The sequence below is a fragment of the Blastopirellula sp. SH421 genome, assembly GCF_057808535.1.
On record NZ_CM173712.1, the window covers coordinates 1,492,786 to 1,516,435 of the forward strand.

The 23,650-nt window shown below is 54.8% G+C and carries 15 protein-coding genes; 2 read left to right on the top strand and 13 right to left on the bottom strand.

The annotated features are described in order from the left end of the window. Positions 1-44: 44 nt before the first annotated feature. The 5 genes from SH421x_RS06165 to SH421x_RS06185 all read right to left on the bottom strand — a co-directional run bounded on the left by SH421x_RS06165 (position 45) and on the right by SH421x_RS06185 (position 5,780). Positions 45-896, bottom strand: a complete 852-nt coding sequence (locus SH421x_RS06165) for a transglutaminase family protein (RefSeq protein ID WP_488854529.1) — start codon at positions 894-896, stop codon at positions 45-47. Between the two features lie 10 nt (positions 897-906). Continuing rightward, entirely contained in the window at positions 907-2,679 is a 1,773-nt protein-coding gene (locus SH421x_RS06170; protein ID WP_488854530.1) for a mu-protocadherin- cell-suface protein, read from the bottom strand. A 51-nt stretch (positions 2,680-2,730) separates the two neighbouring features. Beyond that, entirely contained in the window at positions 2,731-3,663 is a 933-nt protein-coding gene (locus tag SH421x_RS06175) for an SgcJ/EcaC family oxidoreductase (protein WP_488854531.1), read from the bottom strand. A 397-nt stretch (positions 3,664-4,060) separates the two neighbouring features. After that, positions 4,061-4,639, bottom strand: coding sequence for an HdeD family acid-resistance protein (locus SH421x_RS06180; protein WP_488854532.1), 579 nt, complete (start codon positions 4,637-4,639; stop codon positions 4,061-4,063). Positions 4,640-4,844: 205 nt separating this feature from the next. Continuing rightward, positions 4,845-5,780, bottom strand: coding sequence for a hypothetical protein (locus SH421x_RS06185; RefSeq protein ID WP_488854533.1), 936 nt, complete (start codon positions 5,778-5,780; stop codon positions 4,845-4,847). Between the two features lie 613 nt (positions 5,781-6,393). Here SH421x_RS06185 and glsA point away from each other — a divergent pair. Then, the gene (glsA, locus tag SH421x_RS06190; RefSeq protein ID WP_488854534.1) at positions 6,394-7,386 is read left to right on the top strand and encodes a glutaminase A; all 993 of its coding nucleotides are present in this window, start codon (positions 6,394-6,396) and stop codon (positions 7,384-7,386) included. Positions 7,387-7,426: 40 nt separating this feature from the next. Next, positions 7,427-9,049 carry an MFS transporter gene (locus SH421x_RS06195; protein ID WP_488854535.1) on the top strand — a complete coding sequence of 541 codons (1,623 nt, stop codon included), beginning with the start codon at positions 7,427-7,429 and terminating at the stop codon, positions 9,047-9,049. 110 nt (positions 9,050-9,159) lie between these two features. On the opposite strand, the gene SH421x_RS06200 is transcribed toward SH421x_RS06195, so the two are convergent. The 8 genes from SH421x_RS06200 to SH421x_RS06235 all read right to left on the bottom strand — a co-directional run bounded on the left by SH421x_RS06200 (position 9,160) and on the right by SH421x_RS06235 (position 23,650). Then, positions 9,160-10,245 carry a baeRF3 domain-containing protein gene (locus SH421x_RS06200; protein WP_488854536.1) on the bottom strand — a complete coding sequence of 362 codons (1,086 nt, stop codon included), beginning with the start codon at positions 10,243-10,245 and terminating at the stop codon, positions 9,160-9,162. Positions 10,246-10,307: 62 nt separating this feature from the next. Beyond that, on the bottom strand, positions 10,308-11,510 hold the full coding sequence (locus SH421x_RS06205; protein ID WP_488854537.1) for a M20/M25/M40 family metallo-hydrolase: 1,203 nt from the start codon (positions 11,508-11,510) through the stop codon (positions 10,308-10,310). A gap of 90 nt (positions 11,511-11,600) precedes the next feature. Beyond that, positions 11,601-13,241, bottom strand: a complete 1,641-nt coding sequence (locus SH421x_RS06210) for an AbgT family transporter (RefSeq protein WP_488854538.1) — start codon at positions 13,239-13,241, stop codon at positions 11,601-11,603. A 21-nt stretch (positions 13,242-13,262) separates the two neighbouring features. Beyond that, positions 13,263-15,077, bottom strand: a complete 1,815-nt coding sequence (locus SH421x_RS06215) for an SLC13 family permease (RefSeq protein WP_488854540.1) — start codon at positions 15,075-15,077, stop codon at positions 13,263-13,265. 126 nt (positions 15,078-15,203) lie between these two features. Further along, positions 15,204-16,865 carry a DcaP family trimeric outer membrane transporter gene (locus tag SH421x_RS06220; protein WP_488854541.1) on the bottom strand — a complete coding sequence of 554 codons (1,662 nt, stop codon included), beginning with the start codon at positions 16,863-16,865 and terminating at the stop codon, positions 15,204-15,206. Positions 16,866-17,018: 153 nt separating this feature from the next. Beyond that, the gene (locus SH421x_RS06225) at positions 17,019-20,111 is read right to left on the bottom strand and encodes an efflux RND transporter permease subunit (protein WP_488854542.1); all 3,093 of its coding nucleotides are present in this window, start codon (positions 20,109-20,111) and stop codon (positions 17,019-17,021) included. Continuing rightward, complete coding sequence (locus SH421x_RS06230; RefSeq protein WP_488854543.1) at positions 20,108-21,385, bottom strand: efflux RND transporter periplasmic adaptor subunit; 1,278 nt, start codon at positions 21,383-21,385, stop codon at positions 20,108-20,110. The genes SH421x_RS06225 and SH421x_RS06230 overlap by 4 nt, the downstream gene beginning before the upstream one ends. 834 nt (positions 21,386-22,219) lie before the next feature. Further along, positions 22,220-23,650, bottom strand: a complete 1,431-nt coding sequence (locus SH421x_RS06235) for a DUF1501 domain-containing protein (RefSeq protein ID WP_488854544.1) — start codon at positions 23,648-23,650, stop codon at positions 22,220-22,222.

A 23,650-nucleotide genomic window follows, 5' to 3' on the forward strand; every position in this document is an offset into this window, starting at 1 on the left:
TCAGCCAAGCGATCCGTTCTGATCCAAGGCATTCGCGGCAAGGTTTACAACGCGACAACCTGTACCGAAACTTCGATTCCTTGATATGCATTTCCAGGTCCCTCCCAAGTTCCTGAAAGGGGCGCCGCTTTTTCTTGCTCTCTCGCGACAGCCACCGATATATGTTCAGCGGAAACCAATTTGTTGTTGGTCGGATCAAATCCTCTCCATCCGGCCCCAGGCAAATAGACTTCGGTCCAGGCGTGCGTAGCGCCGTGCTGCCCCGCTTCCATCTGGATATAGCCGGTCACAAAGCGCGCCGCGAAGCCCCAGTAACGCACTGCTTCCATCATTAGCACGGCGTAATCGCGACAGGTGCCGCTGCGCAGTTCCAGCGTTTGATGTGGCAATTGCACGCCAAATGTATCGCGGGCGTTGTATTTCAATGAGTGGTAGATTCGCGAGTTGAGATCGCACAGCAATTGAAACGTGTCGATGATTTGCCCTGGTTGATACGACTCGCGCAGCCAATCATGCAGCGCTAGACCATCGTAAGGATAGCTCGGCAAGCGATACGGAACGAGCTCGACTTGTTCTACCGGTGAATAATGAAACGGGAACAAACGCGCATGGGGATCAATCAAGCACTCGATCGGATTGTCGTCACTAACATCGACGTCAATTTCTGCGACGATCTTCAAGCGGTCGGCTTTCTCTGCAAACGTCAAGATCGCCACAGAGTTTCCTTCGACGTCGCGCAGCCAGCGTACCGTCGCCGCTGGTTCGATCTCAATGTGAGTATTGATAATCCGCAAATCATGCCCTTCGCGGGGACGCATGAGCGCGCGATGCGGACCAAATTTGACCGGTTCGCTATAGTAGTAAGTTGTCGCGTGGATAATGCGCTTTCGCTGCATATGGGCTGAATTACTCAGTGTCGTGCTCCGGTTCGTCAATTCTGACCAAGAGGAAAAATTCAAATTTCTCGGGCCCGAAATGCACCATCACTGGAGCTTCATCGAGCGTGAGGTTGTACAAGCCTGTTTCGATCACAAGATTCTCGTCATCACCCAATCGCATCGCGACTCGCTGAGTGTCACTATCCACTTTTCCCAAGACGACTTGGGAAACGTCGGTCTGGGAGTTGAAGTACGTACCGCTGACAATCCCTTGGCGGTTCACGGCGAGTTGGATAAAGCGAACAGGCTCGCCTTCCAGTTCGCTGGTCGAGACGGCGAAAGTGCCGAGCGGCAGCCACTCGGCGCTATCTGCCTGGGCTTCGTCCTCTGGAGCCGCGACCGTCGCCAGTTCGGCAGCGCTTTGCGCATAGTCCTCAACCGTGCCGAGATCCTCTCCGTTGAAGATCACATGGTTGTCTTGAATTTCAATATTTCCACCAGGGCCGTAATCTAAAAATATTGGCTCGGTCCAAACCGCGGCCGGCGCCGACCAAACGAACCAGTTGGTGGTCTGAGTGAAAGTGGGGCGAGTCCACCAAAAGCCCCAACTGTGTCGATTCCATTGTCGCCAATGATGCCAACCGCAAAATACGGGATGATGGTTGGTCCACCAGCTTGGCCCAAAGACCGACCAGCCAACAGGTCCCCAGCCAAAACGGACGCTGTTGCCCCAGTGCCGCCAACGGGCGACGCGATCTGGTCGCAGATGACGCCAGTCATGGATGTTGCGTGGGCGAGCAATGATGGCCGTATTCCAGCGATTGTTGACGTTGATGCTGATATTGACGTTGCGATCACCACGGCTCCATGAAGGAGGATTGTGGATCGAGACGTTTCTATCGCCGCCGACAATTGGTCGATTGGGGCGAACGCTCAAGTCAGGGCGGTTGCCGATCGCAGGTCTCTCGGCTCCTGGCCGTTGCATGCCAAGGAAATCTTCGAGCCGGTCCCGCGAAGGTGCTCTGCCGGGGAGAGTAGTTGGGCGTTCAATGCCTCCGACGCTTGGTCGGTCTGGCCGATTCGATCCGATGTTGCCCAAGTCGGGGCGCGAGATGCCGGAGCCCGGCCGATTGATACTGCCGCCGTCGCCGGGCCGATTGGAACCAATGTTGCCCAAGTCGGGGCGCGAGATGCCGGCGCCTGGCCGATTGATACTGCTGCCAGCGCCGGGCCGATTGGAACCAATGTTGCCCAAGTCGGGGCGTGAGCTGCCGGAGCCCGGCCGATTGGTGCTGCCGCCGGAGCCGGGCCGGTTGGAACCAATGTTGCCCAAGTCGGGGCGCGAGATGCCGGAGCCTGGCCGATTGATGCTGCCGCCAGCGCCGGGCCGATTGGAACCAATGTTGCCCAAGTCGGGACGCGAGATGCCGGAGCCCGGCCGATTGGTGCTGCCGCCGGCGCCGGGCCGGTTGGAACCAATGTTGCCCAAGTCGGGACGCGTGCTGCCGGAGCCTGGCCGATTGGTGCTGCCGCCGAGATTGGGGCGATTGTTCGGTGATCCACCGCCCAGAGATGGAGTGCTATTGTTGGGGCGCGAGATGTTACCGGTGCTGGGGCGAGAGAGGCCCCCGCCGCTATCTCGAGCCGCTCCGAGATTCGCGCGGGCGTTGCTTGCGTTTCCGCTTCGAGCGGCGGCGGCATCGCTGACCCGTCCACCTGCGCGGCCGATCGCTTCTGCTTTGGTTACCGGCAGCAGCATGAGAACGACGGCGATGAGAGTCCATACTTTGGGATTGCGCACGGTTACATTCCTGATTTTTTATCGTGATCGACACTCGTAACGCGGATTCGATTAGTCGTCTGAATGACTGTCCCTACGAATCACACGCACTGGGGCGCTGGCTGGAATCGCATCCCCGTCAACCTCTTGGTCAAGCGACTGGACCGAAAGCGTATTGTCATCGATCTGCTTGATAAATTGTGCTCCGCCAGCAAGTCGACCATCTGCCAAGGTCTGACGAAACTTCATCACCCAGCCATCCTCGGCAGGTGACAAAACTCCTTCACCAAAGGAGCCGTTCGAGTCAAAGGTCCAGCAACGGATCTGCTGCAGTAGAGGGTCCCAACCAATGATCTGCGTTCCCTGATAAGCCACACTAGCTTCGCCGACGATCTCATAAGAGCGGATTAAGAACGCGTTGCTCATTCCCCACCGCACTGTGGTAGCCACTTGCGCCTCGCTGGTGTCATCCACCCAACTACCTACCAAAAACTGCAGCGATTGCAGTTGATTGCCAGACCCTGTTGGCGTGGGGACGAGCGTTTCATGAAGACTATCGATCCGCCAGCGATTCTCGTCTAACACCATGATCCCGATGAACTTGCTGTTCACTGAAGAGCCAGCAGAATTTGTCGCTATGGCGCTTCCTTGAATTTCACAAACATCTGGTCGAATGAGTCGAATCGTGTCCAGGTTACCGTCTAGTGAGACATCCTGATTCTCCGCGAACAGCTTGATGAAGTCTCGTCGGATCGCTTCACGACCAGCCAACTTGTCGCCGGCGCTCTCATCAACGAAGACGCCATCTTCTTTCCAGTGAGCGGCAAGAGCATCCGCATCGTGCGCATTGTAGGCTGCTAGATACTCAATAAGCACCTCATGGATAGCCGCTTGTTGAGATGCCGCTTTCTCATTCGGTGGATTCACGTCATCAGCAGTCGCCACAGCAGATTCGATCAGAACCAGCAGGCAGAAGCTAAGGGAAATCGATGCTACCAATTTCATGGAAGGTATTCCACAAGAGACGAGACGGCACAGCGATATGACGAGAAGAGAATCTCACCCATTGATGGTATCTGGTTGGCGAAAGCTTAGCCAATCAATTTCCGGTGAATTTAAGGTCCGATAGAGGGAGCCTAGGAATTCAATCCACTTCCCTTAGACCGCGACATCAACCAGTTGAGCTTTTGCTTTCGATCTAGAATTGAACTTCGCCGGTATGGGCGCTAGCGAACGATTCAAGGGATCGCGTGATAACGGCTGCTTGCTCAATACGATGGCAGCAACGTACGCGAGCCCGTTAGTGATTGCTTGGCAGATTATCTAGACGCCCAATCCACCGAAGCATGTGGCTGCGATGGATTAGTGAAATCTGAATAACCCGCTGCTAATGTGGTCAGCACTAGGCCAGTTGTTGAGTCTTGGGCAGCGTGCGGACGCCTAGCCCCAGCATGACCCACGACCAACCGTTGAGTATTAAGTCGATGCCGATGAACAGACCAATCACCCACAATCCTGACGCTGGCCACTGTTTGTAGATCAGTATCCCCAGCATCAGCGTCACGGCGCCGTTGAGCAAAACCCACGGCCAGCCGGTAAAGCGTTCACTGATCGCAAACACCATGCGGAAAATGCCAGTAAAGAGAAGGAAGATAGCGATGATCAACGTTAAATTGATCGCGGCTTCGATCGGTTGTTCAATGATGATGAACCCGGCGACCAGGTACATGATGCCGATCAACAAGTGCAGCAACATGCCGCTCCATCGACCGGACCAAAACGCATTCACGACGATGGACATCCCGCTGGCCAGCAAAAGGAAGCCGAACATCCAAGTGGCCGCGACCGAAATCGTCGCCAAGCATGCCCAACTTATCGCAAAACTACCGAGGACCACCATTCCAATTCCCAGAACTAGGAACCAGACCCAATATTGCTGCAAATCTTTGGGTTCATCGGCATGGGGGGATGTGGTTTGCATTGTTTTTCAGTTGGAAGTGTGATGAATGTTCAACATTTACATTCGATTCAAAGTTGAGCTATGGCCTGCCGATCTGTTATATAGACCGGTCAAATAGCTCCTCCTAAGGGAAGATATCTGGCCGGTTAGGGAAGTCAAGTAAGCAGTCGAAACATTGCCATGCAATCCGATTAAACGGCCTGTTTCATTGCTAGTTGGTGCAATCTTAGCGACTGACCCTGCGCACCGCTCCTACCGAAAAGCCAGGGTTTTGCTGTAGCGCCGCAAAGACCGCATCTTCACTGTTGCGTCCCAGGGTGACCACCCACTGCGGCGGCATCGGCGTGCCTGGCAGCGGATAAAGGGTGACTTCCCAGGCTGATGTCAGTCCCGCGCGGATTGCTGATAGATTCAAATTCAGTTTGGCAATCCGTTGTTGGATCTGCTGATTTTGAAGATGCTCCGCCGCCAATGCCCGCAGCATGAGCGCTTGTTCTTGCTCGAATTGGCGGTTGCTGGCTTCGTCTAGCTCGTCCAGTTTCGCCGACTTCCACTCAGCCCAACCAGCGGATAGCAGTTCTCGATCTGGTTGAGTGAAGGCAAAAAACGGTATGGCGTACTCATCACCATCCTCGGTCTCTAGCAGCACGCCATGGATGGGAAAGCTGCGTGGGTTGCCGCGTTGGCGAAGCAGCCAATTCTGGAATGCCCGATTGTCAGGCAGATTGATCTCGTCAAAATGCGAGACGATTTCTGGAATCAATTGCTGATAAAAAATGGGTAGGTTAGTCAGCCTGCGGTTATCAATGTATGCACGTCCTCGGCGACGCTGAATCGTCACTTCGTCGCTGACAAATTCGACAATCCGCCCTGTTAGTTTTTGGCCCGTTGTGGTGATCCACGTCTGCGGGGCCTGCAGATGCGTATTTTGAATTTGCTGCGCTTCTTCAGACTTCAAGTACTCACGGTCTGGCTCGGACAATTCGGAGATCTTGAGGATTCCCATTTCCTTATCGGCCCGCTGGAGGACGACATTCTCATCATCGAAGCCGATTAACTCTGCTTCTAGAACATAGTCGCCAGAAACGGCAGACCAGGGACGTGCTTGCGTCACCGAACAAAGGGAAAGCGTGGTAGCGATACAAACCCATAAGCGAAACATGACACATTACTCCGAGTGAAATATCCGATTCAGCGACTCGTCAGATCGGCCAAGATATCGTTTTCGTGCAAGCCAATCGGTTAGAGCCTATCCGGAAACTTCAATTTGAACTGGGATCAGCGATTTTCCGCACGCGGCTGCGTTGACCTGCATCGACGAATCTAGAGGATTCGCCTGCTTCGGTCGCCTTGCCGAGCACGAAAAATCGCTGATCCCAGCCGCAAAGCAAGTTTCCGGAGAGACTCTTGGAGGCATTTCTTCCTCACCCTTGATTCGCCAAATCTCGCTCTTGCGACGGTATCTTAATCTAGTCGGATCGGGTCGGTTTACAACTGGCGACCTTGATCGGCCTCCCTGTGGAGATTCGTTGACCGCTCTTCGGCCATTTCGCGGCCCAGCAGCGATCTCCCCCTCGCCAGACTTGGCTTTTCGAGAAGTTAGAAGCGCGCGTAGCCGATCCCGTCAACATTTTCCCCTAGGCATTGATCGCTCCTCAATTTCATGCATGACAGTTTAAATGGTTCAGGCTAGAATCTCCGTGTCCGATATCTTCCTGAGGTCGTTCTCAGTGTCGTTGACATGTTTTCACTCGGTTGAGGCGGGTAGATAACCAATGGCCGACGATCTCCTCCAACCTTCGGGATACATTTCTACCGGCCATTTGCCAGGGCCCGAGGTGGTCGAAGCCTTGGTCGCTGAAGCTTATGAACAATTCAAATCCAACACGGAGGGCCAAAACTCGCAGGTCTATCCGGCGCTTGCACGTACTCGGCCCGATCTGTTTGGAATATGTGTCGTAAGCTCGACCGGTCAGGTGCATGCCGTCGGAGATGCCGACCATGAGTTCACCATCATGAGCGTCTCAAAGCCGTTTGTTATGGCGTTGGTTAGCGAAGTTTTAAGTCCCGAAGAAGTTCGCGACAAAGTTGGCGTAAACGCCACGGGGCGAGCGTTTAATTCGCTCGAAGGGATTGAACGCGGTGAAAATGGTCGCACCAACCCAATGGTCAACTCAGGAGCAATCGCTACGACCAGTTTGACGCCGGGAAAGTCGCTGGAAGAGAAGTGGAATTTTATCCACGAAGGCTTGTCTCGCTTCGCAGGTCGCAAGTTGCCCTTGAACGACGAGGTATATGCCTGTGCTATGGAAACCAATTTTCGTAATCAATCGATTGCACGCATGCTGCAAAGCGTCGGTCGGATCTATATGAATCCGGCGGAAGCGGTTGAGTTGTATACCAAGCAGTGCTCCTTGAACGTCTCAGCCAGGGACTTGGCTGTGATGAGCGCAACCTTAGCCGATGGCGGCGTAAACCCCGTCACCAAAGAGCGGGTTGTTGACTCCTCGGTTTGTCATTACGCGCTTGCCGTCATGCTAACCGCAGGGCTGTATGAGACTTCCGGCGATTGGCTATATGAGATTGGTTTGCCGGGCAAAAGTGGGATCGGCGGCGGAATTGCGACCGTCTCTCCGGGCAAAGCGGGACTAGGCACTTTTGCCCCGCCGCTGGATAAAGCAGGCAACAGCATCAAAGGCCAGCTAGTCGCCAAATTTCTTTCGCAGCGATTGGGGATGGATCTACTCGTTTCCAAGCCTGGAGTCTAGTTCGAGTCTCCTGGCTAAACCTCTTTGGAGTTACCCCGCGATGGCCACTCAAGATGCGCTCGCGACCGGTCTCGAAAATGAACCGCGCGACTCTTGGCTTCCGATGATCGTAATTGCCATGGGGCAGATGTTGATGTCGTTCAACGTAGCGGCAATTCCGGTATCCATGGGAGGCATGGTAGCCAGCTTTGATACTCCTCCCACGACGATAGGGACGGCGATCGTGCTCTATTCGTTGGGAGTCTCCGGTTTCATCATGCTGGGGGCAAAGCTGGGGCAGCGATTCGGGTCCAAGATTTTCTTTCAAACAGCCGTGGCGCTATTTTTAGTCGCGATGATCACCATGGTCGTTAGTCCATCCGCAGAGATTATGCTTGCGGCCCAAGGGCTGGCCGGTTTCGCCGGTGCGGCGCTGGTGCCGACCTTGGTCGTATTGATTGCGGATCACTACCGTGGAAAACAGCAAGCCGAAGCGGTGGGCTGGCTCGGTTCTGCTCGGGCGATTGCTGGCGTGTTGGCTTTTGTTATCGTCGGGACGGTCGCTACTTGGCTCAGTTGGCGTTACGCGTTCGGGTTGCTGATTCTACATGCTGCTTTGATTTTGCTGCTCAGTTTCAAGCTGAAGCCATCCTTAGGTAATCCAAATGTGCAGATTGATTACCTGGGCGTGCTGATTTCCGCTCCGGCTGTTATCTGTATCACTTTTGGCTTTAATAACCTCCGCAACTGGGGCGTATTGATTGCTCGACCGGCGGCGCCGTTTGAACTAGCGGGCATGTCCCCTGCACCTGTATTGATCGTTGGCGGCGTCGCGCTGTTGGCGGCCTTTCTGGCCTGGTCACATCGCCAGAAGAGCGTCGGTAAGACTCCGCTGTTGGCGTTGGAAGTGGTCGAATCTCCGAAGGAATGGGCGACCGCATTCACGCTCTTTCTAATCGTTGCGATGGAAGGAGCAATCAATTTTTCTGTTCCTCTCTATATTCAGATCGTCCAAGGTAACACCAGCATGGCGACCTCTGTGGCGATGATGCCGTTCATGCTGACCGTATTTTTCACAGCGATATTGATCGTCCGACTCTATAAGCGATTCACGCCGCGACAAATTGCCAGCACTTCATTCTTGCTAGTAACCATCGGTACGGCTTGGTTGGCGTTTGTGATTCGGAACGATTGGAGCGTTGCGCCAGTGATTGTCGGCTTGGTCATCGTCGGTTTAGGGCAGGGGGCTTTGGTGACTTTATTGTTCAACGTCTTGGTGACTGCTGCTCCTAAAGAGCTGGCCGCCGACGTGGGGTCGTTGCGCGGCGTCACCCAAAATCTGGCTGCCGCCGTGGGAACATCTTTGGTTGGAGCTTTGCTGGTTGGGCTGTTGAGTACGATGATTGTCGGACATCTTCAGGAAAACCCGATCATTACCGCGGAACTAAAAGATCAGGTGAACTTGGACAATCTAAACTTCTTTAGTGACAGCCAACTGAAGGAGCGATTGGGGGACATCGTAGCGTCGCCTGAGCAGATGGAGGAGGCGTTGGAAATCAACGCAGATGCGAGAACGCGAGCCTTGAAGATCGGCTTTCTGGTGCTCTCCTGTATCGCATTGTTCGCTCAGTTGCCCTGCCGTTGGCTCCCCAACTACAAACCTGAGCAAATCCCCAGCAAGTAGTCGCCTGGCGACGGATGGACCAAGAAGAATCAGTGCGTGGGGGCCTTGTGAACTACCACGCAATGATTCAAACGTCGATGAAGTAACTTATTGGCGCTTGGTACCGTTACTTAGGATCGGTGGTGTAGGACAGCAGCAATTTGCTGATGCACTTCAAGGGCGCCCGGTGGGTAAAAATAAACTTCACCTCCTGCCGCCATCGCGCGTTCGATCACCTCGTCAACCGCATCATCCAAGTTTTCTGCACCCTTCCCGGTGAAAGGGAGCAAGAGATTTCCATCTTCACTCAGCTTTGCAGGATAGGAGAAGTCTTTCTCTACGAGCAGAATGCGGCATTGGCCTTGGATGACCTCTCGCCATACCTGAGCAATACCGGAAGCGTGGCGATGCGAATCGACAGCGCTGTCCAACTCGATAAGGGCTTCAGTCCGCTGAGCAGTTGCTCCGACTTCAAACACCGGCCAAGTCAATTTGCCGAATTTGCTAATCTGTTCGTCATCGTAGTTGCCGGTGAGCATTCCGCAGATCGAATCGGATAGTTTTGTCACTTCACGGTAATATGCCAGATTTCGTTCCGCGCCCGCAATCAATAGTGGTCGAGGATCCGCCTTATGCACATCTGCGACAGCCTTATCCACTTCGATATAAAACTTTCGGTGATCGTCTCCGCGCGCATCCGTGCGCGCCATGACTTGGCGTCGAGAGAGTTTCTTTGCTGATCCGGCGCGATATTTTAGCGGGAATGGAGCTTCTAAATGCTCCTCAAGCACGTTGGTCCAAGCGTCGTACAGACGCACATTTTGGCTTAAAGAAAGCACGCGATAGGGCTGCGCACGATTCAGGGCGTAGACAATATCCCGTGTGGCGAAAGTTTCGTCGACAATTGCCCGCGGTTTGACCTTGAACGGTAGCGGGATGGCAATCGCTTGGTCGCGGCTGGCCAGCAGAGCAAGCCCATCGAGCGAATGCTCCCAGTCGATGGTCTTCACGAGTTGTTGTAACTGCTTTACTACAGGCGCCGCTTCGCGTTTGGAGAATTCGCCATGTAAGCGAACGATCGCCTTATTGACCAGATTTTTGGCCTTGATCGGGTCCTTTTTGTAGGCAGGCGCCGTACGATGCGTGGGTAACAGTATCGAAACGGTGGGATAGTCTCGATGTTTTTGAAGCGCTCTCAATTCGGATAGGCTAATCATCTGGTTTCTCCTGCGTTGAACCCAATCGCCTACGATCTTTAAGCCGCAACTTAAAACCTACGCTACGACTCAAGCGTCGCCAACGCTACCGCAAGACGGCAGCCTTGTAAGAATTCAGGGATATCAACGTATTCTTTGAGGGTGTGAATTTCATACTGCCCAGATCCAATCGTGACCGTGGGCACGCCGTGTCTATAGAGCCAATTAGCGTCCAGCCCGCCGTTAGAAAAATGCGTCGTCGGTGTCAGGCCGATCGATGCGACTGCTTTCTTTGCATGAATGACTGCGGGGGAGTCATCCTCTAGTTTGAAAGAAGGATACGAAGGCTTGCGTGTAAAAGTTACTTCAGCCATGTTCCCGTCTGAGTCTTTGACTTGCTCTTTGGCTTTCGCGAACGCGTCTTCATAAGCGGCGGCAATTTTGGCGGCGAAGGCGACGTCTGGACTGCGAGCTTCACCCACAATATGCACATAGTCGGTGACGACATTCGTCGCATCGCCGGCCGCTTTGCCCTGCTTGCCGCCAAAGATGCCCGCATTGCTAGTGCCGTTTCCATCAGGTTTTACCACTTTGCCAAACCAGCCGCCGTGGTGTGCTGCGGCCAAGGCCAGTGAGCCAACCAGGATCGCTGAAATCCCCTTTTCCGGCGCAACGCCTGCGTGGGCTGCTTTGCCGATGATCTCGACGTTCCAGTTTTCTTGGCCGACAGCGCCGATGATTAAGTCAGAGGCCAACTTGCTGTCAACGTTAAAGCACATCGTCGCTCCGCCTAGGTCAGCCGGGTCAAGTTCGCGAGCGCCATGCAGGCCGCTTTCTTCTCGAACAGTAAACAGCAGCGTGATCGGCGGGTGAGGAAGATGATGCTTGAGCAGCGTTTCTACCAGCGACACCAGTACGGCGCAGCCGGTCCGATTGTCACCGCCGAGTGCGGTTGTTCCGTCAGAAACGATGTGGTCTCCTTGTCGCTTGGGCTTGGCGCCGGCGCACAGCGGTACGGTGTCTAGATGCGTAGAAAACAGCATGCGGGGCCCTTGCATCGTGCCGGGCAATTCGACGATCAGATTGCCTGTCTGCGTCGGTAGTGGGATTCTCTGATTGACGGTGTCAAACCGAATCGCAGACGCCGGTACGCCCACTTTTTTCAATTCGTCGGAGACCGCTTCGGCAATCGCAGCTTCTTCGCCGGTGACTCCTGGGACGGCGAGAAATCGCATCAGGTGAGCTTCCGCGGATTCGATATCAAGCGGAATCGTGTGGCTGGACATCTCGTGGTTCTCCGATTGAATCTGGTCGCAAGCAGTTGGAACAAGCTGAAAATGAAAAGTCGATTTTGCCCTTACCGCAGCTGATTACCTTTAAAGTCCCCAGGGGATTCCCAGCAGGTGCCAGACGGCGAACAGAGTGGTCCAAACGACGAATTGGGCGAAGACGTAGGGGAGCATCATGGCGACGACCGTTCCTACGCCTGCGTTTTTGTCATACTTTTGGCAGAAGCCAACCACTAAGGCAAAGTAGGCGTTCAGTGGTGTGATCGTATTGACCGGTGAGTCGGCGATGCGGTAGGCGGCCAGCACGGCTTCGGGAGCTACGGCAAGACTCAGCAGTAGCGGCACGAAAATTGGTGCGAACAATGCCCACTTCGCGATCGCGCCGGTAATCAGCAGGTCGATAATCGCGACAACTACAATAAAGCCGATCAGTAACAACAGAGCGGGGAAACCGGCGGTCGTCAGGATATCAGCCAATTTCAACGCGACGATCGTGCCGATGTTGGTGTAGTTGAAATAGGCCACAAATTGGCTCAACACGAGAAAGAGCAGGATCAGGCCACCCAGTCCCGACATTGCCTTTTCCATCGCTTTGATAATTGCGGTAACGCTGGTGATTGTCTTGGCCCCGTAGCCATAAGCAGCGCCGGTTGTCAGGAACAAGATCATGATCACGGCAATCAAGCCGTTCATGAAGGGGGAATTGCCGATTAGTACATCCGTCTCAGGGTCACGCAAAGGAGCCCCCGGCGGCAGAGTCAGCAGGGCGAAGACTCCCAGCGTGACGACCAGGGCAATTGCAGCGTAGATCAGCCCACGAGACTCATCGGCCGAGAGAGCGCCTTGTTCAACCGCAGGCGGGTTATCGCCTGCTAATTCTTTGTCGTACTTTCCCAAGCGAGGTTCGATCAGCCATTCGGTAACCCATGCCAACAGCACGGTGAGTACGACGACCGACGTAATCGAGAACCACAGATTGGAAGCGAGGCCAATCGATTTACTGGGATCCACCAACGCGATCGCGTCATTGGTGAATTCGACCAAAACGGCGTCGAGCGGTTTGATGAGCATGTTGACGGTAAATGCGCCAGCCACTGCGGCGAATCCCAATGCCAATCCGGCGATTGGATGCCGTCCGACGCTTAAAAAGGCGACTCCAGCTAAGGGGATTAAAACCAGATAGCCTGCGTCCGCTGCGATACTCGACAGGATTCCGACGAACGACAAAATATAGATCAAAGCCCAACTGGGCGAGACGATTACTAACTTGCGAATCAGGGAGTTCACCAACCCAGACTCTTCCGCAACGCCCGCTCCTACCATCGCGGCGATCATCAAGCCCACCGCTGTGAAACTCATAAAGTTGGGAATCAAAGAGCTGTAGATAAATCGGATCCCTTCCGTCGTCAGCAAGCTGCGAGCAGCGACGGTTTGTTCCTCGATGTGATAGCTCTTTTCGCCGAGCGTCTGGGGTTCGGCCTGCATCCCCGTGTCATACAAGCTCGGTGAATAAAGAGGCGATGCGTCGTCTGCGCTCGTCGCGTCGGGCACGATTGTCTCGAACGTGACGCTGGCGCCCGTCATATATAAGACGTGCGAGAGGACGATCACGAGACCGATCAGAGTCAAAAAGATCAACACAGGGTGCGGGACTCGGTTGCCAGCCTTCTCGACAACGTCAAGCAAGCGTTGCATTACCCCTTTGGGAGCAGCTTTCGCGTCAGTCATCGTGTCAGCACCCCAGCGATATCAAAAGGGGAAAAGCAGCGGCACCATCATCACACAGACCAGCATTACAATAATAGCAAACGGAACACCGACTCGCACGAAATCGCCGAAAGAATAATTGCCCGGCGTCACCACTAACGTGTTGACCGGCGAAGAGACAGGAGTCATGAACGCGGTGGATGCGGCCAACGCCACAATCATTGCAAAAGGATAGGGCGAAGCTTCAAAGTCATGAGCCAAAGCCAAAGCGACCGGCGCCATCAGCACTGCTGTCGCAGTATTAGAGATAAACATCCCCAGGATCGCGGTGAGGGCAAAGATAATAGCCAGCACCGTGCGTCCTCCCATGCCTCCGATCATTGTCATCAATCCATCGGCCATCAGATCTACGCCTCCTGTCCGCTGCAACGCGATCGAGAACGGCAGCATGCCGACTATTAAGACCAGCGTCTTCCAGTCGATTGCCCGGTAGGCGCTGTTCAAGTTAATAACGCCCAAGCTGCCCATCAACAGACAGCCCATTAAAGCGGCCAGTACATTGGGGATCAGGCCGCTGACCATCAATCCGACCACGAGCACCAGGCAGATCACCGCATGTGGGGCTTTACCAGGCGCCGGCAAAACCTCTTCGATTTCAACCGGCACGTTGTACAGCACGAGATCGCCACCATGTGACTGCAAATTGCGAATCGCACGCCAGGGCCCGATCACCAATAACGTATCGCCGATCTGCAGATCCTCGTTTTCTAGACCCTGCAGCAGCGCGGTTCGTCCCCGTCGCAGCCCAATTACTTGCAAGTCGTATTCGTCGCGAAAGCTGGTTTCCACGACCGATTTTCCGACAAGCGCCGAAGTCGCAGGCAGCAATACCTCGGCCATCCCGATTTCTTGGGCGCGATCTGTAAAATATCCGCCGTTCAGCGGCAGCGGATCCACGCCGTACCGTTGGCGCAGTTGTTGGACCAGCGATTCCTCGGCAAGTAGATCAACTAAGAGAATGTCGCCTGAGAGTAACGAGGTATTTTTGGTTGGCTGAATCAGCACATTGCGACGTTCGATCGCGATTATTTTTGCGTCCGAACCGCCCAGTTGCTTGGCTTGGTCAATTGTCCTTCCGATGAGCGGCGAACCTTCGCTAACGCAAACTCGATGCTCGCGGTCGGCAAGCTGATACTCTTGGATCCAATCTCCCAAATTGGGCCCGGTTGGGCGTTGCGTCTCGTCTTTCGAGGCGCCGAGCCAGCGACGTGCAAAGAGCATATATCCGATCCCCAGTATGAGGATTGGGATTCCGAACGGCGTGAAGGCAAAAAAATGGAAACCGGCAAAGCCGGCACGTTCGAGTTCGCCGCTGACGACCAAGTTGGGAGCAGTCGCAATCAGCGTCATCATGCCGCTAATCAGCGCGGCCGAACTGAGCGGCATCATCAACCGCCCTGGAGAGGTGCCGGTTCCCTGTGAAATGCGGAGCACCACCGGGATGAAGATCGCCGTCACGGCCGTTGAACTCATGAATGCTCCTAAAGAGCAGACGACCAGCATCAACATTGCGATCAAGCGGGTTTCACTACTACCTGCTTTTGCCGCGAGCCAATCGCCCAAATTGCGAGCGACACCAGTCCGGACTAGGCCATCGCCGAGCACAAACAACGCAGCGATCAGTACGATATTTGCATCGCTAAAGCCGGCCAGCGACTCAGAAACCGAGACCACGCCGGTGAGCGGCAACGCGACAAGCATGATCAGCGCGACCGCGTCCATGCGCGGCTTATTGATCGCGAACATCGCAATCGCAGTAGTTAATAGGACAAGCACTACCGCTAATTCAAATGTCATTCGATTCTATAACCAACGGAACCAAGGGCATCTGCAGAGAGGTGGCGGAGCGGAACCACAGGAGAAATAGAACTCGTGCATGCGGCAGCGCCAAGTAAGGCTTGCGGCTGATCAGAGTGATTTTGCTTAGAAATTGTACTGAACCAAGCCATGCAGGCGTTGGGCGCGCCCTGACTCGCCATCCAAATTCTCCCGCTCGCCGGTCAATAGTTCAATCGCAAAAGCCACACGCGGAACGGGGATCCACCACAAACTGCCGGCAACATATTGGGCCGAATTATAAGTGATGGCCGCTTGGCCAGGATTGTTATCCACATTGACATTGGCATAGGTAAAGTTTGTCAGCCAATGCTCGTTGAGCCAATGTTCGTAGCTTGCGTTCCAGCCGGTCGCTTTGACTAGTTGCAGGTCTCCCGTCAGTGGATTCACCTGGGCGTCGAGCCCTTGCCCGGCCAGATCATTGATGTAGCGGCCGACGCCGTTACCATGGGTCGCTTGGAATAGAATTCGACTGCGGGTCAAGCCTGAGCGGCAGGTATCGTGAACCGGATCCGTGCCAAGCAGGAACGCCCAGGGATGAAATACAGCGACTCCGCTGATGGCTGAGGCTGCTTCGCGTTGCAATTCGCCGCCGGTTGGACGATAGCCGATTTGTCGAAACAGGCCAGATAGTTGCAAGTGCCCCAGGTTGCGTTCCAGACGCAGGTGTGTGGCGAAATCTGGTACATCTTGCACGGCTGTTCCCAGCCCGTTGGTCGTGATGTCAGAGAAACAGCGTTCAACGCTGCCTGCCCAATACAATCCGTGCTGACCTATTGGCAACGTCATTCGCGCCAAGGGTTGACGCTGATTGACCCAGCTATTGGGCCCCTGAAAGTCAACCACGCTGGGCCAACTGGCTGCGTCCATGAATACCGAGTTTTGTTGGCCAAACCGGAAGATGCCAAAGTCGATAAAAGCATGCCGTAGTCGCAACGGATTGCCGCCGCCGCCGGCTGCTTGGCCAGGCCCATTGAAAAAGTCCACTTCAATCAATGTATGCACGTTCCAATCAGAAAAGGAGGTCGGCGTCCACGTCTCTATAGCAAAGCGGCTGATTCGAGCGCTCATATTAAAGTTTTGTCCCGCTTGTTGCGGAACAGGGATCGAATTTGTGACAAACGCGTCAGAGACGCCAATCGGATCGAAGTCATACAACGCAGCCAATCGGACAAAACCGCGAAAACGCATCGAAGTGTTCGTCCCAGGGACCAGAAACGAACCGGGGAACATCCCGCGTTGAACCAGAGAGCTGTCGCTTGAATCAAGCGAAGGAGGTGTAATCGGTGTAAACTCGGGCACCGCCGGCCCTTCTTGCTGCTCTCGCGGCATGAAACCCGGCGGCGCATAGTCAGCAAGGGGACGCGCTCCCACGCCGATCGAGGAATAGTAGTAAGGCTGATAGTAGTAGGCCGGCATTGGTCCGTAGAGTGGATCAACAGCAGCCGGAGAGCTCTGTTCCTCCGGAGCATCAAGCAGTTGTTCCAACCGAGACTGATTAGCCTCAAGTTCCTGGATCCGCTGGAAGAGGTCGTCTTGTGTGGCGACTAGGTGAATGGGGCCAACGTTAGGTTCCGAAGCAATTTGCCGCGGATCACCAAGATGGAACTCGCCCGTCATTCCGGAAGCTTGAGCTGGGCGAATCGGCTGCGTCGTCTGAGCTTGCAGCTCTGCTAAGGACATGGTTTGGCAACATGCCAGCAACGCCAAGGCAAGATAGAAAACCTGCAGCGATAAAGGACGGTCCATTCTCGGCCTCTTGCCTGATACGTCACGAGCGCGGCCTTACCGCCCAGATGGCTTATCGTCTTATCGATTAGGCAGACTTTACCGATTATTGGGGGATATGCCAGCATCGGCCCGATCGCGTGATGCAGGGAGTGTCAATTTTGGTCCGTGTTGCTATTTCCGCTTTTCATGAATGTCATACATCAGCGCATACATGACGGGAGTGACAAACAGCGAAAGCACGGCTGCAAACGAAAGCCCGAACATGATGCAGACTGCCATTGAGCCAAAGAAGGGGTCCTTTAATAGCGGAATCATCCCCAAAACTGTGGTAAGTACAACCATCGATACAGGCCGCATTTTGCTTGTGCCTCCATATATGATGGCGTCATAAGGAGACCTACCGTTCGCGATTTCGGTCTCAATTTTGCTGACGACCACGATCTGGTTTTTAATCAGTTCGCCGCCGAGCGCCAGTACGCCCAAGAGCGCCATAAATCCAAACGGTTGCCCAGTTAGCAACAGTCCCACGGTAACCCCAATGATCGCCAGCGGCATGATAAGCCAAATCAACGCAGTCACGCGGAACGAGTTAAATAGGCAAACGACAATGAAGCCCATTAGCGCCAAGAAGTAAGGGAGCGGCAGGGCGAGTGCAGCGCGGGCTCTGCCAGAATCTTCATATTCTCCGCCCCATTCCAGGCTATAACCCGGGGGCAATTCGATCGCTTCGACATCCGCGCGAATGCGATTGAAGAGCTGGCTGGGCAACCCGCGGCGCGGATCAGCGTGAACGGTGATCGTGGGAAATCGATCGCGACGAACCACAATCGGGTCTTCCCAGGCCATATTGACGTCAGCAACCACTTGGCTCAACGGGATCATGCGGCCTGCGACGGGGCTCCAAATTTGCATGCTGTCGATGGCGGCGATGTTACTTCGTTCTTCCAGGGGAGGTCGCGCAATGATCGGCAATAGTCGCGACTCTTGCGGATAGATTCCTGCGCTGGCGTCTCCTGTTTCGCGATAAAATCCGATGACGCGTCCCTCGAGGCTGCTCTGTAAAGCCTTCGCAACATCCACACGCGTCAGGCCGTTGCGGCGAGCTTGGGATTCGAAAAGGTCAGGGCGAATCACTTTTTCACGTTCTCGCCAATCATGGCGCGTGCCGATGGCGTTGCCCGTTTGTTCAATGACCTGAAGGGCCTGGTCAGCCAGTTCTCGTAGCTTCGCCGGCTCGGGGCCCTGAAATCGAGCCTGAACTCGGCCGCCGGCGCCTGGGCCGAGGAGAAACTTTTTCACCACGGTATTCGCATCCGGATATTCCTCGTCCAAGTGTTGCTGGATCGTCGTCACGAGGGCGTTTATCCTGGCGGGATCGTCGACTTCAACCAAAAATTGGACGAAGGCGCGATTCTCAAGCTCTGGCGAATAGACCAGTAAGAACCGCAGACCGCCGCCGCCGACAAAGGATGCAACGTGAGTCACGCCGTCTTGGGGTTGAATGTATTTCTCAATCTCCTCGGCAAAACGTTCTGTCTCGCGAATGTGCGTCCCCGAGGGCAAGAACACGTCGACCATAAATTGCGGTCTTGTCGCCGGCGGAAAAAAGCTTTGATCAATCCAAGTGAAGCCATACAGCGAAAGTACAAAGAGGATGAGCGACGCAATCACCACTCCCCAGCGATTTCGCAAAGCCAGCGCAAGCAATTTTTGATACCACTGAAACACGCGTCCCGAATAGGCGTCGGCCGGTGGGGCGTCACTCGCGGATGCTGTTTGCGGCTTAAAAAACAGATAACCCAACAGCGGCGTCACTGTGACTGATGAAAGCCAGCTAAGGCTGAGAGAAATAAGAATTACCCAGAACAGAGAGTTGGTGTACTCACCGGTAGCGTCTTCCGACCATCCGATGGCGGCAAAGGCCAGCACGCCGATCGCGGTAGCGCCAAAAAGTGGCCACTGGTTTTGAGCGACCACATCGCGAACCACTTCTAGCTTGTCCTCGCCTGCCTCGATGCGAACCTTGATCCCCTCGATGACGATAATTGCGTTGTCGGTCAGCATGCACAAAGCGATAATCAACGCACCAAGTGAGATCCGCTCCATGAGCAGGGTCCCGTCCATGAACATCACCATGAAGGTGGCCATGATCGTCATGAACAGCACCAGGCCGATGATGAAGCCTGTCTTGCGTCCCATCGTCAGCAGCAGCACGATAATAACAATGCTGACCGCTTTCAGCAGATTAAACACGAAATCACCGGTGGCTTCGCTGACTGCTTCCGGTTGAAAGTTTATCTCGCCGATTTCAAGACCGATCGGCTGATCCACTTTGAGTGCAGCAAGTTTTGCCCGCACTCCTTCTCCCACACGTACAACATTACCACCTTGGATGGTCGAGATGCCAATCCCGATGGCTGGCTGGCCGTCGAAGCGAAGAATGCGACTAGGCGGATCGCTGTAGCCTCGCTCGATGTCGGCAACCTCTCGCAAGGTGAACTGTCGTCCCGATTGATTGGAGCCAACCACCAAGTCCAGCATGTCGACGGGATTTTGAAATCCTCCTTCAGGATCAAGCGGAGGATGCTCGCCTCCGATGCGAATGCGGCCCCCATCGGCGGCGACATTTTGCGCTTGCAGCAAGCTGTAGATCTGTTCCTCGTTAATACCCAAACTGGCGAGACGTTGGCGCGGAATTTGTAAAAAGACCTGCTCTTGCTGTGCGCCGAACAACTCTACCTTCTTGACGCTATCGACCAGCAACAATTCCCGACGGAGAAATTCGGCATAGCGACGTAACTCGGGGTAAGAGAAGCCTTCGCCGCTGACAGCCAGAAAGATGCCATAGACGTCGCCAAAATCGTCGACCACCATCGACTGACCACGCACCGCAGGCGGCAGTTGCGACTGGACATCCGATATTTTGCGTCGTAACTCGTCCCAGACTTGCGGGATTTTCTCTTTGTCATAGCGATCGCGAATGATCGCTTTCACAATGGATCGTCCGCGAACCGATTCGGATTCGACTCGGTCAAGTTGCCCCAATTGTTGGCACGCTCTTTCGATGGGGTTGGTGACCTCCATCGCCACTTCTTCTGCACTAGCGCCAGGGTAGGGGGTGATGATCAGCGCCTCTTTGATCGTAAACTCTGGATCTTCCAGACGACCAAGCGAGTTGTAGGCGATCACCCCGCCGACGATAAAGATCGCCATCGCCACAAAAACGATGCGGCTGTATTTGACCGAGAAAACGCCAGGATTCATGGTCGGCTATCTCCCAAAGCGTTGCCCAGGTCGCGTACTTGCATCCCATCACGCAGAAATCGCACGCCGGCCAAAACAATCCGTTCACCCGGCTCAAGCCCATTCACCACTTCGATTCTGCCGCCGCTGGCCGAGCCCAGAGTGACCGACCGCTGAGCTACAGCTCCGTCGCTATTGAGGACCCATACCACCGGTTCTCCCGAAGCGATTTGCATGACGGCCTCGATCGGAACCATGACTTGTTCGCCAAGAATACGAGCTCTGCGATAGCGCACAGATACGCTGGCGGTCATCCCCGGCAAGATCCGCAAATCAGATGGCGACTCCATCGCGACGCGAACATTGAAAGTCTGCGTCACTGGATCGGCAACCTGGGCAATCTCACGGATCCGAACGGGAAACTCAATTCCAGGGGCGGCGCTCAGCGTGGCTGTCATCTGCAGAATATCGGCTCGCAGAATATCGGTGACCATCACCGTTTCCGGCACATCGGCTGCAATATCGATTTCTTCGACGTCTTGAAACTGGACGACTCGAGCTCCAGCAGTAATGTTTTGACCTTGATCGACAAACCGCTGGGCGATCACGCCGTCGTAGGGAGCGAGAATCGTTGAATCGGCCAGCTGGATTTCGGCTTCAACCACTCGGCTTTCCAAACCACGTATTTGAGCTTCCATCGCTTCGATATCTTCTTCGCGTCCTATTGTGCCTTGCTCTAGCGATTCTTGCGCTGACGCGTATTCTTCTTGAGAAACTTTATATACTGTTTGCAGACGGTCTAATTCTTGCCGCGAAATGGTGCTTCGTGCGGCCAATGCGACGCCCCGTTCGTACTCGGTCCGCCCGTTCGCCATGCGAAGTGCAGCGGCTCGGACTTGCGCTTCGCGCCGCCTGATTTCCTCGGGTCTTTCCCCCGCCAGCAACGCTCGTAACGCCGCCCGAGCCTGGCCGAGATCTCCCTGGAGCGTCGCCAAGCGAGCTTCAAACTCACCCTGCCGAAGCTGGGCGATCAGATCCCCTTTGGAGACTTTATCTCCTTCTTTCACCGGCAGTTCAGCAAGCAGCCCCGGCACGCGAAAAGCGAGTTCTACGCGACGTGAAGCTTCGACCGTGCCAGGAAAGGATCGTTGGCGGATATCGACTTCTTCCCCCACGATCATCGTCTTAACGGGGCGAACCAAGTCAGCTTTGGGGGGCAGTGTGGGTCCGCAGCCGAGTACCAATGTCACGACGATCAGGCCGGCACAGCTGGGAGTGATGAGAAAACCGTGCATACCCCGATGATTCCTTACGCTTGACACGAAACGCACCGAAAGCCGTCAGGGTGAGTATCACCGAAGCCAGAATAAATGTCACTATGGCATACCACCCATTTTGACTTAAATCGTCGATCTTCCATTCGCTGAGCTAAGCTGCGCCGAAGGGGAAGTTTCCTTCTCGCTTTCGCCATCCGCCCATGTCTCATTTCCTATCGAGATGCAGTCGAAGTCCCGCAGCCGCTAGGTAGTTTTTCCGCGAACGACAAAACGCCACTGGAGCTTCGCCAAGGCCTGATTACAGCGGGACATCTAGCGTAACCAAGAAGTGCACCGTATTTCTGGCACTCGCTTTCCACCGATTTCATATTCAATAGGATGGGCAAGGGGGTGGTCTCGTCCTTATTTCCCCCCCTTCCAGTTCCTATGCTTAACCTGTCCTCGAATGATGACTATCGAGCATGAAAACCTGATCTTCCGGCCGTTGTCATTCGCCAGCCTGTTGTGGCCGATCGTCGTATCGAGAAACGAGACATGGAACGCGCCGGATTTACGCCGGCATCGGTAATGCCTACTGGTATTCTTAATTTTTAAACGGTTGACGAAGTGACCGATCTATTTACTTATCTGCAATCACTGAAGCAGGGCGTTTCCGAGCCAGTCGCCCGATAGCCGCTGACTTGGGGCCCGTTGCCGCGGTCCCCTCCCTGGCATCGCCGCGCAGCAACCGCATCTTGGACGCTCTAGGCGGGTGCGATTGCGTTGTATTTTCACCGCTCAAGCCGTCGGGCTAAATACAAAGAAAAGTTCTTTCAGAGCCCGCTTGGGGTGCATCCATGATCCGCGGGGCGATTAGCCGAGTCCAAAGACTTTCATCTCGGCTTTGCCTTCGTTCATATCAACTCGCTCGGGGCGCCCTTTGTGTCGATAGATCAGCTTTGTGTGATCGATGCCCATGATTCGCAGGATGGTGGCATGTAAATCATGTACGTGCAGCGGGTTTTCGACAGCATGCAGACCGAGCTCGTCGGTCGATCCGATCGTGCGTCCTCCTTGGACGCCTCCGCCAGCCATCCACATCGTAAAGCCGGTCGGATTATGATCGCGGCCGTTACCTTTTTCTGACATCGGCGTGCGGCCAAATTCGCCTCCCCAGACAACCAGCGTCTCGTCGAGCAGCCCGCGACGCTTCAGATCTTTCAGGAGACCGGCGATTGGTTTGTCGACCTGTTTGCACAGCTTGCCGTGATTGCCTTCGATGTTGCTATGTGCATCCCAGCCACTGCCGGCGCCGCTGTAGAGTTGCACGAAACGGACGCCATTTTCGACCAAGCGTCTGGCCATCAGACAATTGCGACCAAAGACGTTCGTCTCTTTATCATCCAGACCGTAAAGCTGTTTCGTCTCTTCCGTTTCGCTGGCGAGATCCACGATTTCAGGAGCGGATGATTGCATGCGAAACGCGAGTTCGTAAGAGGCGATTCGAGCTTCCAACTCGGATTTATCGCTTCGCACCGCCGCATGGCGACTGTCGATCTGGCCTAGGTAATCGAGCTTCGCTTTCTGACGAGCGACGTCGATATGGCTCGGCGGGTTGAGGTTCAAAATCGGATCTTCGCCCGATTTGAACGGCACGCCTTGATAGGACGCAGGCATAAAACCGCTACCCCAGTTTCGCGGACCGTTCACCACTTGGCGGTTGCTGTCGGTCAATATCACAAACGCCGGCATGTCTTGGTTTTCCGTTCCCAAACCGTACGTCGCCCACGCGCCCAGCGAAGGGCGACCACCGATGACGTGTCCGGTATTCATCTGACAGACGCCAGACGAATGGTTGATGCCGTCAGAGACGCAAGAGCGAATCACGCATAAGTCGTCGGCGCAATTTGCGACTTCCGGCATCCAGTCTGATACCCATAGCCCGCTTTGGCCATGCTGTTTCCACTTCCGCGGACATTCCATCAGCGGAGCGTTGTTTTCGCCCATCGCCAAAATGACTTTGCCAAAGCTTTCGGGCAACTTCTTTCCCGCCAACTTGTTCAAAAGCGGCTTCGGATCGAACAAGTCGATGTGACTGGGGCCCCCTTCCATGAAGAGGAAAATGACGTTTTTCGCCTGCGCGGGAAGATGCGGCTTCTGGGGCGCGAGGGAATTTCCCTCCGCCGCCGAGGCAAGATCGCCGCCCATAAGCGCCGCCAAAGCGATCGCCCCGAATCCAGCGCCGCTCTTGGCGAGAAATTCGCGACGCGAGGTGGGAACTACGTTATGCGGCGTAATAGGCAT

What these genes read in the sequence shown, in the direction of transcription:
- SH421x_RS06230 (WP_488854543.1), bottom strand. Translation starts at nt 21,385, where the DNA reads ATGCACGGTTTTCTCATCACTCCCAGCTGTGCCGGCCTGATCGTCGTG.
- SH421x_RS06185 (WP_488854533.1), bottom strand. Translation starts at nt 5,780, where the DNA reads ATGTTTCGCTTATGGGTTTGTATCGCTACCACGCTTTCCCTTTGTTCG.
- SH421x_RS06220 (WP_488854541.1), bottom strand. Translation starts at nt 16,865, where the DNA reads ATGGACCGTCCTTTATCGCTGCAGGTTTTCTATCTTGCCTTGGCGTTG.
- SH421x_RS06205 (WP_488854537.1), bottom strand. Translation starts at nt 11,510, where the DNA reads ATGTCCAGCCACACGATTCCGCTTGATATCGAATCCGCGGAAGCTCAC.
- SH421x_RS06175 (WP_488854531.1), bottom strand. Translation starts at nt 3,663, where the DNA reads ATGAAATTGGTAGCATCGATTTCCCTTAGCTTCTGCCTGCTGGTTCTG.
- SH421x_RS06200 (WP_488854536.1), bottom strand. Translation starts at nt 10,245, where the DNA reads ATGATTAGCCTATCCGAATTGAGAGCGCTTCAAAAACATCGAGACTAT.
- SH421x_RS06210 (WP_488854538.1), bottom strand. Translation starts at nt 13,241, where the DNA reads ATGACTGACGCGAAAGCTGCTCCCAAAGGGGTAATGCAACGCTTGCTT.
- glsA (WP_488854534.1), top strand. Translation starts at nt 6,394, where the DNA reads ATGGCCGACGATCTCCTCCAACCTTCGGGATACATTTCTACCGGCCAT.
- SH421x_RS06235 (WP_488854544.1), bottom strand. Translation starts at nt 23,650, where the DNA reads ATGCCTATTACGCCGCATAACGTAGTTCCCACCTCGCGTCGCGAATTT.
- SH421x_RS06180 (WP_488854532.1), bottom strand. Translation starts at nt 4,639, where the DNA reads ATGCAAACCACATCCCCCCATGCCGATGAACCCAAAGATTTGCAGCAA.
- SH421x_RS06195 (WP_488854535.1), top strand. Translation starts at nt 7,427, where the DNA reads ATGGCCACTCAAGATGCGCTCGCGACCGGTCTCGAAAATGAACCGCGC.
- SH421x_RS06215 (WP_488854540.1), bottom strand. Translation starts at nt 15,077, where the DNA reads ATGACATTTGAATTAGCGGTAGTGCTTGTCCTATTAACTACTGCGATT.
- SH421x_RS06225 (WP_488854542.1), bottom strand. Translation starts at nt 20,111, where the DNA reads ATGAATCCTGGCGTTTTCTCGGTCAAATACAGCCGCATCGTTTTTGTG.
- SH421x_RS06165 (WP_488854529.1), bottom strand. Translation starts at nt 896, where the DNA reads ATGCAGCGAAAGCGCATTATCCACGCGACAACTTACTACTATAGCGAA.